Genomic DNA, 13,622 nt, shown 5'->3' on the forward strand with positions numbered 1-13,622 from the left:
GGTCACATCGCAGGTGGGAATCGGCAGACGGTCGTTGCTGCCACACTAGCGCGTAGCCTGCCGCGACGGGAGGCGTCTGTGCGGGCGCGGGTCTTGCGATTGCCGCTTTCCAACCTTAACCCTTTGCGCCGGCGTTGCCCTCACCGGGCTCGGCAGTCAGGGCAGCACGTGGGATCGCTCGAGCGCTACATTTTCCGCCAGGCGGCCATCGCCTTTGTCGGCGGCCTGTTCGTCCTGACGCTGGTGGTGTGGATCACGCAGGTCCTGCGGCAGCTCGATATCGTCACGAACAGCGGCCAGACGATCGCCCTGTTCTTCCTGATGACCAGCCTCGGCGTCCCGGTCCTGGTCCTGCTCATCGCCCCAATCGCCCTGTTCATCGCGATCGTCCAGGTGCTGAACAAGCTGAACGGCGATTCCGAACTGATCGTCGTCGCGGCAGCGGGCGTCTCGCCGGCCCGGCTGGCGCGGCCGCTGATCATCCTCACCGTCCTGGTCGCCACCATGGTGGCGGCACTGTCGCTTTACGTGACGCCCTCCTCGATCCGCTATTTCCGCCAGCTGCTGACGCAGGTTCAGGCCAATATCCTCACCGCCATCGTCCGGCCCGGCCAGTTCACGCAGGCCACTGCCGGCCTGACCTTCCATATCCGCGACCGCGCGCCCGGGGGCGTATTGCTGGGCATCGTGGTCGCCGACAGGCGCGACCAGCAGGTTCACATGACCTATGTGGCCGAGCGCGGGGTCATCTCGGAGCAGCCACAGGGCACGTTCTTCGTGCTGGAAAACGGCAATCTCCAGAGGCGCGAACTGAGGGACGGCAGCACCTCGATCGTCGTGTTCGACCGCTATGCCTTCGACCTGTCGCAGCTCACCCAGACCGCGGAAACCATTTATAGACCTTCCGAACGGCACACTTCCGAACTGCTGAGCCCGAACCCCGCCGATCCGATGACGGAACGGTGGCGGGGACGGTTCCGGCAGGAGCTGCACGACCGTTTCGCCGCGCCGCTCTATCCCCTGGCCATGATGTGTATTGCGTTCGCCATGTTGGGACAGCCCCGCACGACGCGGCAGAGCCGCGGCGCAGCGATCGCAGGCGCGATCGGTGCCATGGCCGGCATCCGCGGGCTCGGCTTTGCCGTTTCCGGGATGGTCGCCGGCCAGCCCTGGGCGGTGCCGCTGGTCTATGCCGTGCCGCTCAGCGCCATCATCGTCTTCGGCGCCGTTGCGATGGGCTGGCTCAGGCTGAGGATACCCCGCCGTCTCGCCGCCTGGAACGATGCCATCAGCCAGCGCCTGGCCCAGCGGTTCGCCGAGGGCCGCGGCGCATGACGCTGGTCTCGACCTTCTCGCGCTACATGACGTGGAAGTTCCTGGCGGCCGTCGGCGGCACGTTCCTCGGCACATTCTCGCTGGTGCTGGCGGTGGATTTCGTCGAGCAGCTGCGCCGCGTCGAGGATTTCACCAGATCGCCAACGGCGATGGTCGCGCTGCTGGCGCTGTACCGCGTGCCCGCCTTCGTGGAGATCATCCTGCCCTTCGCGGTGCTTGTCGGGGCCATGCTCTGTTTCCTCGGCCTGTCGCGAAAGCTGGAACTGGTGGTGGCACGGGCCGCCGGCCTCTCCGCCTGGCAGTTTCTCACCCCTGCCATTCTGACTGCGGCGCTGATCGGGGTCGCCGCCACCACGCTCTACAATCCGATGGCCTCGGATTTCCGCGAGCGCAGCATGCGGCTAGAAACGCAGCTGTTCGGCCGCCTCTATTTCTCCGAGCAGCGTTCGGACTTCTGGATTCGTCAGGCGACCGGCGATGGCCAGGCCGTGATCAACGCCGCGTCGGCCACCGAACGCGGCCGCATCCTGAACAATGTCTCCGTTCTCGTCTTCTCCGAGCAGGGCCAGTTCCGTCAGCGCATCGACGCCGAGAGCGCCGCCCTCGGCGACGGCCACTGGCTTCTCAGCAAGGTCCGCATCACGCCGGTCGATCGGGAAGCGACCAATCACGAGAGCCATGTGCTACCGACACAGCTGACCGCGACACAGGTCCAGCAGAGCTTCGTCATGCCGGAGCAGGTGTCGTTCTGGGACCTGCCGCAGTTCATCGAGATCGCGCGACGGACGGGTCTGCCGAGCGCCCGCTTCGAACTGCAGTACCAGCTTCTGCTGGCAAGGCCGCTTCTGCTGGTCGCCATGGTGCTGGTCGCGGCCGCGGCCACGCTGCGCTTTGCCCGGCTCGGAGGACTGGGGCGGACGATTCTGGGTGGCGTCGTCGCGGGATTTTTGCTCTACGTGGGGTCCGAACTTGCCGGGAACCTGGGCAGGACGAATCTCGTCCCACCGGTGCTCGCGGCCTGGTCGCCTGCATTTCTTGGTGCGTTAATGGGTTTCATGGTGCTTTTGAAGCAGGAGGACGGGTGATGTCTGGCACACCCAGACACCTCCGGGCTTCCGCGGCCCGAATCGCACGGCCGGCCCTGGCTTTGTCCGCGAGCGCATTGGCGATCGCGGCAGCGCTCGGCTTTGGCTCCATGGTCCTTGCCCAGACCACCCTGGTTCCGCTCCCGGACTCGCATCTTTTCATTCAGGATCCGACCCAGATCGGAAGCCGTCCGGCTGCGCGTCCGCTGACGGCTCCGCTGTTCGGCGTGGGCGGCCCGGCACCGACCTTCAGCACGACGTCGTCGCGCAGCCAGATGCAGGTGAATGCCGAGCAGCTTGTCTATGACGAGCGGACGGATCGTGTGTCCGCGCGCGGCCGCGTCCAGATCTATTATGACGGCCGCACCGTCGAGGCCGACACCATCACCTATGATCGGCGCGCCAACCGGATCCGCGCGACCGGCAATGTCCGGGTGACCGAGCCGTCCGGCGTGATCGCGCATGCCCAGGATCTGGAGTTCGACCAGAATTTCGCGGACGGCTTCGTCCGTTCGCTGAACCTGGAAACGCCGGACCGGCGGTTCATCGGCGCGGCCCACGTCACCCGCGAGGGCGGCGAGACGACGGTCTTCCACCGGGCCGTCTATACGGCATGCGACTCATGCCGCGCAGACCAGACGCGCCCGCCGACCTGGCAGATCAAGTCCAAGCGCATCATCCATCGCGAGTCCGAGCGCACGATCTACATGGAGAACGGCCAGTTCGAGATGTTCGGGCTGCCGCTGGCCTACCTGCCCTACATGTCCGTGCCCGATCCGACCGTCCGCAAGGCGTCGGGTTTCCTGATGCCTGGCGTCGCCGGTTCCAACCGCACGGGCCCGGGCGTCGAAGTCAATTATTTCTGGAACATCCGGCCCAACTACGACCTGTTGCTGTCGCCGCGCTATTTTGCCCGCCAGGGTTTCATGCCGATCTTCGAGTGGCGGCACGGCTTCGAGAGCGGCTACTACACGCTGCGCGGCGCCGCCATCTGGCAGCAGGACCGCAACGCATTCACCTATTCCGATGGCATCACGCCTGAGGTCGGCAACCGCGACTTCCGCGGCATCCTTCAGACGACCGGCATGTTCCGGGTCACCGAGCGCTGGTCGGTCGGCTGGGACCTGAACCTCATGTCCGATACGGCCTTCCTGCGGGATTATTCGCTGCTGCTGCCGAACCAGACCGAGGCCAATTCCACGGTGTTCCTGCGCGGCCAGGGCCCGCGCAGCTGGTTCAATCTGTCAGCCACCCGCTACATCGGCATTACCGCGACCGACATCGACAACAAGATCCTGCCGGTCACCCACCCCGTCCTCGACTATTTCCGCGTGCTGGACCGCTCCGTGGCGGGGGGCGAGTTCTCCTGGCGCACCAGCGTCGTGAGCCTGTCGCGCGAAGCGGCCGACGTCTCGGTGCGCAATCCCTTCGCGGTCGATCCGACCAACCCGAACAATCCGCTCGCGCCCATGATCTGCGACCGGACGCAGCCGCGCGGCCAGACCCTTCTGTCGACCAACCTCGATCCGCGCAACTGCATCGTCCACGGCATCGACGGCAATTACAGCCGCGCCTCGGCGGAGATTGCCTGGCGGCGGCGCATCACCGATGCGCTCGGCCAGGTCTGGGAACCCTTCGTCTCGGTGCGCGGCGACATCACCTATCACCAGTTGAAGGACAACAGCCAGGTCCTTGGCTCCTTCACAAATCTGGCCCGTGACGACCGGATCTACACGCGCTTCATGCCGACCGTCGGCATGACCTACCGCTACCCGTGGATCGCGGCGAGCCAGTATGGAACGACGACCATCGAACCGGTCGTCCAGTTCATTGCACGGCCAAGCGAGCAGAATATCGGCTTCATCCCCAATGAGGATGCCCAGAGCCTGGTCTTCGATGACACCAGCCTGTTCCGCTACAACAAGTTCTCCGGATGGGACCGCATCGAGGGCGGTGGCCGGCTCAATTACGGGCTCAACATCACCCATCGCTTCGTGAATGGCGCGACCGTGAACGTGCTGTTCGGCCAGTCCATGCACCTGTTCGGCATCAACTCCTTCGCCTATGGCGACCCCGCAGTCACCGGCACGACCCTCGACATGGCGAGCGTCGGCGCAAACTCGGGTCTCGACCAGCAGCGCTCGGACTATGTTGGCCGGTTCACCTATATGTGGAACCGCGATTTCCGCTTCTCCGCCCGCGGGCGTTTCGATGAGCGGACCTTCGCGATGCAGCGCGGCGAGTTCGAGGCCACCGGCCGCTTCGGCAATGTCGCGTTCACCGGCACCCTCGCCTATCTGGCTCCGCAGCCCGTCCTGGGGCAACTTGTCGCGCGAAGCGGCATCGGCGCCGCCATGTCCTACAATCTGGCAACGAACTGGACCGTCTATGGGGCGGCACGCTTTGCCTTCCAGCGACAGAATCTCGTTGCCGCCAATGCATCCGAGCTGGTCGAACGCAACAAGGTCGAGGGCCTGACGCTTGGCCTGAACTATCTCGACGATGCCATGCAGCTCGGCGTTTACTATTCCCGCGACTTCGGCGCCGAGATCATTACACAGAGCGGTGCGCTGGCCACTCGGGACGTCCACCGCTTCATGTTCCGCTTCAACCTGCGGACCATCGGCGAGATCTCCCTGTCACAAAACGCTTCCAACTGGTTCAATCCGCCTTCGCAGTGATCCCGGCGCCCCGATTGCGCCAAGCTCTTGCGGCAGGAGAACCGTCTCACGAACCCGATCATCGAACCCAAGAAAGGGAAGGCGCTGACATGCCCGCGATGCATTCGCTCTTCCGTCCGGTCCTGGCTGCAGGCCTGGCCGCCGCCCTCGCGATCCCTCTCGGCCTGGCGCCGTCGCCGGCCAGAAGCCAGGAGGGGCAGGTTATCGTCGTGGTGAACGGGTTGCCGATCACCAGCTTCGACATTCCCCAGCGTCAGCGACTGCTTCAGCTCCGCGAAGGCCGTGCGCACTCCCGCGAGCAGGCGCTGGAGGACCTGATTTCCGACCGCGTCAAGTACTCGGAGGCGCTGCGCTTCCGCGCGGCGGCGACCGAGGCCCAGGTGAATGCCGCCTATGCGCAGGTCGCCCAGCGGTCCGGCATCGATCCGCGCGGCTTCGACCAGGTGCTGCGCTCGCAGGGGATCGAGCCGCGCGTCTACAAGGGCAAGCTTCGAGCCGATCTGTCGTGGTCCAATATCGTGGGCGCGCGCTACGGCCGCACGATCTTTGTCACCGACTCCCAGCTCGCCGACGCCATTGCCCGCCGCCAGAGCGGCTCCAGCCGCCCAATGGAATATGTCCTTCGCCCGGTGGTCCTGCTGGTTCCCCCCACGGCCCCCGCAGCCAGGGTGCAGCGGCGCATGGCGGAGGCCAATGCCCTGCGCAGCCGCTTCTCCAGCTGCGCCACGGATCTCGATCAGGTCCGGCAATTGCCGGATGCGGCCGTGCGCGAGCAGTTCCGCCGCCAGAGCGCGGAACTGAGTGCGGCCTTTCGCCAGGTGCTGGAACAGACGGCGATCGGCAAGCTGACACCGCCCAGCCGCTCGCAGCAGGGCATCGAAATGATCGCGGTCTGCTCCCGCTCCGAGATCAACACCAGCGACACGACCGTCCGCAACCAGGTTCGCGAAGAGCTCCAGACCGCCGAAATGCGCCGCATCTCGGCCGACTATCTGGCACGCCTGCGGCGGACCGCCGTCATCGAGCATCGGTCTGCACGCGGCGGCCGTCCGGCCCGGCGCTGAGCGCAGCCGCGTCGTCCCGGATGCGAGAGCCACAGGGCCGGCGGGCGCGCCGGTCGCAGTCCTTCAGGGAACGAACGCCATGCTGCCGATCGCCGTGTCGATGGGGGAGCCGGCCGGGATCGGACCGGATATCGCGCTGATGGCGTGGCGCGACCGGGCGGCACACCGCCTGCCGCCCTTCTACGTGCTCGGCGATGCCGATCTGATCGAGGCGCGGGCGGCCCGCCTTGGTCTCGGTGTTCCCGTCGTCCCCGCGCTGCCCGAGGAAGCGGTGGAGAGCTTCACCTTCGGCCTGCCGGTGGTCGAGATTGCCAGCGGGACAGCCGATCGCCCCGGGGAGCCGACATCCGATACGGCCGAGCTGGTCATCGAAGCCATCCGCCAGGGGGTCGAGCACATCCGCTCCGTGCGGGCGCGGGCGATCGTCACAGGCCCCATCGCCAAGTCAGTGCTGGCCGCCGCCGGGTTCGCCCATCCGGGCCATACCGAGTTTCTCGGCGAATTGTCCCGGCCGTTCCGCGCCGGGCCGGTCCGGCCCGTGATGATGATCTGGAGCGAGGCGCTGGCCGTCGTTCCCGTGACCATCCACATCCCGCTTGGCGACGTGCCGGGCCGCCTGACCGTCAACCTGATCGTCGAGACCGCGGCGGTGGTCGCCCATGACCTGGCGACGCGGTTCGCCATCGCGCGCCCGCGCATCGCCGTCTGCGGGCTCAATCCCCATGCCGGCGAGAACGGTTTGATGGGCAGCGAGGAAGCCGACATCATCGCCCCGGCCATTGCCGAGATGAACCGCCTCGGCATGGTCGCGACGGGGCCGCACCCGGCCGACACGCTGTTTCACGCGCGCGCGCGTGAAAGCTACGACGTCGTGCTCGGCATGTACCACGACCAGGTTCTGGTGCCGGCAAAGACGCTGGCCTTCGACGAGGGGGTCAACGTCACGCTCGGCCTGCCCTTCATCCGCACCTCGCCGGACCACGGCACGGCATTCACCCTCGCCGGAACCGGAAAAGCCCTGCCGACGAGCCTGATCCATGCTATCGCGCTCGCCGGACGGCTGGCGACCCCCCGCTCCTGACGCCTCCGGACCGCTCACGATGGGACCGATCGACGACCTGCCGCCGCTGCGCGAGGTGATCGCCCGCCACGATCTGATGGCCAAGAAGGCGCTCGGCCAGAACTTTCTGCTCGACCTCAACCTGACCAGCCGCATTGCGCGTGCCTCGGGGCCGCTGGAGGGCGTGACGGTCCTGGAGGTGGGTCCGGGCCCCGGCGGGCTGACGCGCGCCCTTCTCGCCGCCGGCGCGTCCCGGATCGTTGCCGTCGAGCGCGACCGGCGCTGCCTGCCGGCGCTGGCGGAAATAGCCGGTCATTATCCGGGGCGGCTCACCGTGGTGGAGGGCGATGCGCTGGAGGCCGATGTCGCGGCCCTCGTCGGGTCGGGCCCCGCCCGCATCGTCGCCAATCTTCCCTACAATGTTGCCACCCCCCTGCTGATCGGCTGGCTGACGGCCGGCCCCTGGCCGCCCTGGTTCCAGTCGCTGACCCTGATGTTCCAGAAGGAGGTCGCCCAGCGCATCGTCGCCCGACCGGGCGAGGAGGCCTATGGCCGTCTCGGCGTCCTGGCCGGCTGGCGGACCGAGGCGCGGATCGCCTTCGATGTGAAGCCGAATGCCTTCGTGCCGCCACCGAAGGTGACATCCTCCGTGGTCCACCTGGTCCCGCGTGCCGAGCCGCTTCCCTGCCGCACGGCCACGCTGGAGCGCGTGACCCAGGCCGCCTTCGGCCAGCGGCGCAAGATGATCCGGCAGAGCCTGAAGGGCCTCGGCAGGGATCCGGCCGAGCTCATCGCCGCTGCCGGTCTCGATCCGACGGCGCGCGCGGAAACTCTTTCCGTCGCGGATTTCTGCACCCTGGCCCGGCTCGTCGAGGCGGGCTGACGGGGATCAGGGCGGCGACGGTCCGAACCCGGAAAGGCTGCCGGCATCGAGCACCCGGTCGAGATCGTCAGCGAGCTGGGCAATGAGCGCCTCCAGCTTCGGCCGGCGCCGCTGTTTCAGCCGCTCGGCATGCAGGATCGCCCGCAGCTCCGAAAAGGCACGGCCGAGATCGTCATTGACCAGGATGTAGTCGAAGTCGCTCCAGTGGCCGATCTCGTCGCGGGCGGTCTTCAGGCGCCGCAGGATCGAGGCCTCCTCGTCGCTCGCCCGCCGCCGCAGCCGGGCGATCTGCTCGGCAACGGAGGGCGGCAGGAGGAAGACGGTCGCCATGTCCTCGCGCACCATCTCGGCAAGCTGGCGCACGCCGGCCACATCGATGTCGAAGAGCACGTCCTTGCCGGCGGACAGCGCATCCTCCACGGGCTGCCGCGGCGTGCCGTAGAAATTGCCGTGGACCTCCGCCCATTCCAGCAGTTCACCGGCCTCGCGCATGCGCAGGAAGCGCTGCTGGTCGATGAAATGGTAGTGGACCTTGTCGATCTCGTCCTTGCGCCGCGGCCGCGTGGTGACCGAGACCGAAAGGGCGATGTCCGTCTCTTCCTGCAGGAGCTGGCGGGTCAGCGTCGACTTGCCGGCACCCGACGGCGAGGTCAGGATCAGCATCAGTCCGCGGCGGGCCGTGACCGGGTCCATGGTTCCCCTCCGGATAGCGGGATCATTCCAGGTTCTGCACCTGCTCGCGGAACTGCTCGACAACCGCCTTCAACTCCAGCCCGATCGCCGTCAGCGACACATCGTTGGCCTTGGAGCACAGCGTGTTGGTCTCACGGTTGAACTCCTGGGCGAGGAAATCGAGGCGACGGCCGACCGCCCCACCCTCTGCCACCAGCTTGCGCGCGGCCGCGACATGGGTGACCAGCCGGTCGAGTTCCTCGCGGATATCGGCCTTGGCGGCCATCAGAAGCGCCTCCTGGTGCAAGCGGTCCGGATCGAAGCCCCGTCCGGGCTCCAGGAGCGCGGCAAGGCTCTCGGCCAGCCGGGCACGGATCGCCTCGGGCTTGCGGGACGGATTGTCCTCGGCCTGACGCGTCAGCGCGGCAATCTCGTCGAGCCGCTGGCCGAGGACGGCGGCGAGCGCCGCACCTTCCTGCCGCCGCATGACCAGAAGGCCGTCCAGCGCGCGCTCCAGTCCCGCCAGGATGGCTGCCTCGAGCACGGCCCGCTCCTCGGGCGTGTCCTCGTGCTCCTCCATCTCGACCAGCCCGCGGACCCCCAGCAGGCCGTCGATCGACGGTGCGCGGGCATCGATACGCGCGGAGATGATCTGGACGGCCTCCAGCACCTGCGCCAGGACCTCTTCGTTGACGCGCACGCGGCTCGTGGCCGCCTCGCGCTTGACCGTGAGATTGGCGAAGACGCTGCCGCGCGACAGGCGCGAGGACGCGAGCGTCCGGGCGGCGGCCTCGACCCCGTCCAGCCCCGGAGGCAGGCGCAGCTTGAGGTCGAGCCCCTTGGAATTGACCGACTTGACCTCCCAGGCCCAGGACACGGGTCCGGTTGCGCCGTCCGTGCGGGCAAATCCCGTCATGCTGGAAAGGGCCATTGTCACCTCGAACGGACCGCGCAGGGCGAACCGGGCTCCCGCGTTACGGTGCCGACGGGGCGGGGTCAAGCCCGGCTGGCAGGCGCTGCCCGATCAGCGGGTGGGACGGCCGGCCGGCGTGGTGCGCGCCGCGGGCACGGCCGGCGCCGCCGGCAGGATATCGGCCGAGGTGCGGTCGCGGACGGCCTCGGGACTGGCACGGTTGCGTTCGATCTCGCGCCACTGGGCCACGTTGCGGTTGTGCTGCTCCAGCGTCTCGGCGAAGGCATGGCCCCCGGTGCCGTCGGCGACGAAATAGAGGTCGCGGTGACGGGCCGGATTGGCGACAGCCTCCATGGCCGCCCGGCCGGGATTGGCGATGGGCGTCGGGGGCAGGCCGTCGATCTGGTAGGTGTTGAACGGCGTCAACTGGTTGATGTCGGCCCGGCTGATGGGGCGACCCAGCGTGCCGCGGCCGCCGACAACGCCATAGACGATGGTCGGATCGGACTGCAGCCGCATCCGCCGGTTGAGCCGGTTGATGAAGACGCCGGCGACCCGCGCCCGCTCGTCGGCGCGGCCGGTCTCCTTCTCCACGATGGACGCGAGGATGACCAGTTCCTCGGCGCTGCGGATGGGAAGATCCTGGGCGCGCCGGTTCCAGATCTGCTGCAGCAACCGCGTCTGGTGCTGCGTCATCTGGTCGATCATCTGCTGGCGCGTCGTGCCGCGCGTGAACCGGTAGGTCTCGGGCAGTAGGGATCCTTCCCGCGGGACGCGGGCGATCTCGCCGGTCAGCACCTCATTGTCGCGCAGACGGCCGACGATCTGCTCCGAGGTCAGCCCCTCGGGGATCGTCAGGCGATACTCGATGGACCGGCCCTCGATGATGATCGCCAGTGCCTCGGCCGTGGAGACATTGCGCGGGAACAGGTATTCGCCCCATTTCAGGTCGTTGCTGCGGCCGAGCACATGCACCGCACCGACAAACAGCAGGCGATCGGAGATGACGTTGTTGCGTTCCAATGTCTCGGCAATCTGGTCGATGCCCGAACCGCGCGGAATGAAGACCGCCTTTTCCTGCGGCAGCGGGCCGGGCGCGACGAAGGCCTGGCGCGCATAGACGGTGGCCAGAAACCCGCCGACGAGCCCGACCAGCAGCAATGACATGATGAGATTGCCGACGACCACCCATTGCTTGCGCGCATGGCGGGATGCCGGCGGCCCCGAACGCGCGGCCTCCGGCTGAAGCGATGCCCGTGGTGTTTCGACAGTCTGCCGGGGGCTGTTCCGCGACGGGCCCGGTCCGGGAAAATCATTCATTCAGCTGGCCTGGATCGCTGCTCTTCGCTCGCCCCTTGATGGGCAGGGAATGTGGCGAAAGACGGGTTCGACGCTCAGGCCGCGGCCCGGAACACCAGCGAGGCATTGGTTCCGCCGAACCCGAAGGAGTTCGACAGGACCGTCTCGATCGACCGCTTGCGGGCCTGGTGCGGCACCAGGTCGATCGTCGTCTCGAAGGCGGGATTGTCGAGGTTCAGCGTGGGTGGCGCCACCTGGTCGCGGATCGCGAGAATCGAGAAGATCGCCTCGACCGCCCCCGCCGCGCCGAGCAGATGGCCGATGGACGACTTGGTCGAGGACATCGACACGCGCGAGGCCGCGTTGCCGACGACCCGCTCGACGGCGGCCAGTTCGATGCCGTCGGCCATGGTCGATGTGCCGTGGGCGTTGATGTAGTCGATATCGGCGGCGCCGATGCCGGCGCGCTTGATAGCGGACTGCATGCAGCGGAAGGCGCCATCGCCGTCCTCGGCGGGCGCGGTGATGTGATGGGCATCGCCGGACAGACCATAACCGATCACCTCGGCGTAGATCCTGGCGCCACGCGCCTTGGCGTGCTCGTAGGCTTCGAGAACGACGACGCCGGCGCCTTCGCCCATGACGAACCCGTCACGGTCGCGGTCATAGGGACGCGAGGCGCGCGTCGGCTCGTCGTTGAAATCGGTGCACAGCGCCCGGCAGGCGGCAAAGCCGGCCAGAGACAGGCGGCTGACCGGCGATTCGGTACCCCCGGCAACCATCACGTCTGCATCGCCGAACGCCACCAGACGGGCCGCATCGCCGATGGCGTGAGCGCCGGTCGAGCAGGCGGTGACGACGGAATGATTCGGCCCCTTGAGGCCGTGGGCGATCGAAACATAGCCGCTGGCGAGGTTGATCAGCCGCCCGGGAATGAAGAACGGCGAAATGCGGCGCGGCCCCTTCTCACGCAGGATGAGGGCCGCCTCGGCCACGCCGTCAATGCCGCCGATTCCGGATCCGATCAGCACCCCGGAAGCATTCTGCTCGTCGGGGGTCTTCGGGTGCCATCCGGCATCATCGAGCGCCTGCCTGGCCGCGCACATGGCATAGATGATGAAGTCGTCGACCTTGCGCTGCTCCTTCGGCTCCATCCATTGGTCCGGATTGAAGGTGCCGTCGGTGCCATCGCCGCGCGGGATCTGGCAGGCGATCTTGGCTGCGATGTCAGAAACGTCGAAGTTCTCGACCTTCGCGGCCCCGCTGCGGCTGGCGAGCAGCCGCGACCAGGTCGTCTCCACGCCGCAGCCGAGCGGAGAGAGCAGGCCGAGTCCGGTCACCACAACGCGCCGCATCATCTGATCACCTGCCTGGAGCCGGAGAAAGAAAGGCCGGAGGCGCTGGGCGCTCCCCGGCCCTCTCGGACAGTCCGTACGGCCAGCCTGCGCCCACTCAGGCGCTGGCCGCCTTCTCGAGGAACTTCACCGCGTCGCCGACGGTCAGGATCGTCTCGGCGGCATCGTCCGGGATTTCGACACCGAACTCCTCTTCGAATGCCATGACCAGCTCGACGGTGTCGAGGCTGTCCGCTCCCAGGTCGTCGATGAAGCTCGCGGCCGGAACGACCTTCTCGGCATCGACGCCGAGCTGCTCGACCACAATCTTCTTCACGCGTTCAGCGGTATCGCTCATGAGATATTCCTCGTTCCATCCGACGATTGACCACCGTCCACGTGCCGGACCGGTGAGCGGCTTTCGAAAATGGGTGGTGGCGAGCCGCTTCGCCGTGAATTTCGGATCGCTGCGGGTCGCCCCCTGCCCGAACCTGATGGCTCTCTATCACAGGGCTTAGCGATTTGCCAGCGGGCGCCCGTGCTGGCAAAAACATGTTTTAAATCATAGCCATACCGCCGTTGACATGCAGTGTCTGGCCCGTGACATAGGCGGCCTCCGCCGAGGCGAGGTAGACGACCCCGGCCGCGATCTCCTCCGCCTGGCCGAGCCGGCCGGCCGGCACACGGGTGAGGATCGTTTCCTTCTGCTTGTCGTTCAGCACATCCGTCATCGCCGTTTCGATGAAGCCGGGCGCCAGGCAGTTGACCGTGACGTTGCGGCTGGCGACCTCGGCCGCGAGCGATTTCGTCATGCCGATCATCCCGGCCTTGGAGGCCGCGTAATTGGCCTGACCGGGATTGCCGGTGACACCGACCACCGAGGTGATCGACACGATCCGGCCCCAGCGCTTGCGCATCATCAGCTTCGACGCAGCGCGCATGAGGCGAAAGGTGGCGGTCAGATTGACGGCGATCACCTGGTCCCATTCCTCGTCCTTCATGCGGATGAACAGGTTGTCGCGCGTGATCCCGGCATTGTTGACGAGGATGTCGAGACCGCCCATGGCCGCCTCGGCGGCCGGCACGAGGGCTTCCACCTCCGCGGCGACGGAGAGGTTGGTTGGAATCACATGGACCCGCTCGCCCAGCGTTGCGGCAAGCTCCTCCAGCTTCTCGCGGCGCGTGCCGGACAGAGTCACGGTGGCGCCCTGGCGGTGGAGCGCCGTGGCGATCGCCGAACCGATTCCACCGGTCGCTCCGGTGACGAGGGCATTGCGTCCCGTCAGATCGAACATG

Annotated in this window: 12 protein-coding genes; 6 read left to right on the forward strand and 6 right to left on the reverse strand. The window is 67.3% G+C overall.

Going from position 1 to position 13,622, the window contains the following annotated elements; genetic code table 11:
- The first annotated feature begins 168 nt into the window (after nt 1-168).
- The 6 genes from lptF to rsmA all read left to right on the forward strand — a co-directional run bounded on the left by lptF (nt 169) and on the right by rsmA (nt 8,108).
- A complete protein-coding gene (lptF, locus tag ACTIFS_RS17170) occupies nt 169-1,335 on the forward strand; it encodes an LPS export ABC transporter permease LptF (RefSeq protein WP_439575343.1) in 1,167 nt (388 codons plus the stop codon).
- Entirely contained in the window at nt 1,332-2,420 is a 1,089-nt protein-coding gene (lptG, locus tag ACTIFS_RS17175; RefSeq protein ID WP_439575344.1) for an LPS export ABC transporter permease LptG, read from the forward strand. Before lptF ends, lptG begins: the two co-directional genes overlap by 4 nt.
- Nucleotides 2,421-2,497: 77 nt before the next feature.
- Nucleotides 2,498-5,101, forward strand: coding sequence for an LPS-assembly protein LptD (locus tag ACTIFS_RS17180; protein ID WP_439575345.1), 2,604 nt, complete (start codon nt 2,498-2,500; stop codon nt 5,099-5,101).
- Nucleotides 5,102-5,190: 89 nt separating this feature from the next.
- On the forward strand, nt 5,191-6,165 hold the full coding sequence (locus ACTIFS_RS17185) for a hypothetical protein (RefSeq protein ID WP_439575346.1): 975 nt from the start codon (nt 5,191-5,193) through the stop codon (nt 6,163-6,165).
- Between the two features lie 79 nt (nt 6,166-6,244).
- A complete protein-coding gene (pdxA, locus tag ACTIFS_RS17190; protein WP_439575347.1) occupies nt 6,245-7,246 on the forward strand; it encodes a 4-hydroxythreonine-4-phosphate dehydrogenase PdxA in 1,002 nt (333 codons plus the stop codon).
- Nucleotides 7,247-7,265: 19 nt separating this feature from the next.
- The gene (rsmA, locus tag ACTIFS_RS17195) at nt 7,266-8,108 is read left to right on the forward strand and encodes a 16S rRNA (adenine(1518)-N(6)/adenine(1519)-N(6))-dimethyltransferase RsmA (protein WP_439575348.1); all 843 of its coding nucleotides are present in this window, start codon (nt 7,266-7,268) and stop codon (nt 8,106-8,108) included.
- Between the two features lie 6 nt (nt 8,109-8,114).
- On the opposite strand, the gene gmk is transcribed toward rsmA, so the two are convergent.
- The 6 genes from gmk to fabG all read right to left on the reverse strand — a co-directional run bounded on the left by gmk (nt 8,115) and on the right by fabG (nt 13,621).
- Nucleotides 8,115-8,801: a guanylate kinase gene (gene gmk / locus ACTIFS_RS17200; RefSeq protein WP_439575349.1), complete on the reverse strand. Its 687-nt coding sequence runs from the start codon at nt 8,799-8,801 to the stop codon at nt 8,115-8,117.
- A gap of 22 nt (nt 8,802-8,823) precedes the next feature.
- Nucleotides 8,824-9,711, reverse strand: coding sequence for a YicC/YloC family endoribonuclease (locus ACTIFS_RS17205; RefSeq protein WP_439575350.1), 888 nt, complete (start codon nt 9,709-9,711; stop codon nt 8,824-8,826).
- 93 nt (nt 9,712-9,804) lie between these two features.
- Nucleotides 9,805-10,860: an endolytic transglycosylase MltG gene (gene mltG / locus ACTIFS_RS17210; protein ID WP_439575351.1), complete on the reverse strand. Its 1,056-nt coding sequence runs from the start codon at nt 10,858-10,860 to the stop codon at nt 9,805-9,807.
- A 227-nt stretch (nt 10,861-11,087) separates the two neighbouring features.
- On the reverse strand, nt 11,088-12,347 hold the full coding sequence (gene fabF, locus ACTIFS_RS17215; RefSeq protein ID WP_439575415.1) for a beta-ketoacyl-ACP synthase II: 1,260 nt from the start codon (nt 12,345-12,347) through the stop codon (nt 11,088-11,090).
- A gap of 97 nt (nt 12,348-12,444) precedes the next feature.
- Nucleotides 12,445-12,684, reverse strand: coding sequence for an acyl carrier protein (locus ACTIFS_RS17220; RefSeq protein WP_439575352.1), 240 nt, complete (start codon nt 12,682-12,684; stop codon nt 12,445-12,447).
- 199 nt (nt 12,685-12,883) lie between these two features.
- Nucleotides 12,884-13,621 carry a 3-oxoacyl-[acyl-carrier-protein] reductase gene (gene fabG / locus ACTIFS_RS17225; protein ID WP_439575353.1) on the reverse strand — a complete coding sequence of 246 codons (738 nt, stop codon included), beginning with the start codon at nt 13,619-13,621 and terminating at the stop codon, nt 12,884-12,886.
- Nucleotide 13,622: the final 1 nt, after the last annotated feature.

Origin of the sequence: Phreatobacter sp., assembly GCF_051860605.1 — a bacterium.
GTDB lineage: Bacteria > Pseudomonadota > Alphaproteobacteria > Rhizobiales > Phreatobacteraceae > Phreatobacter.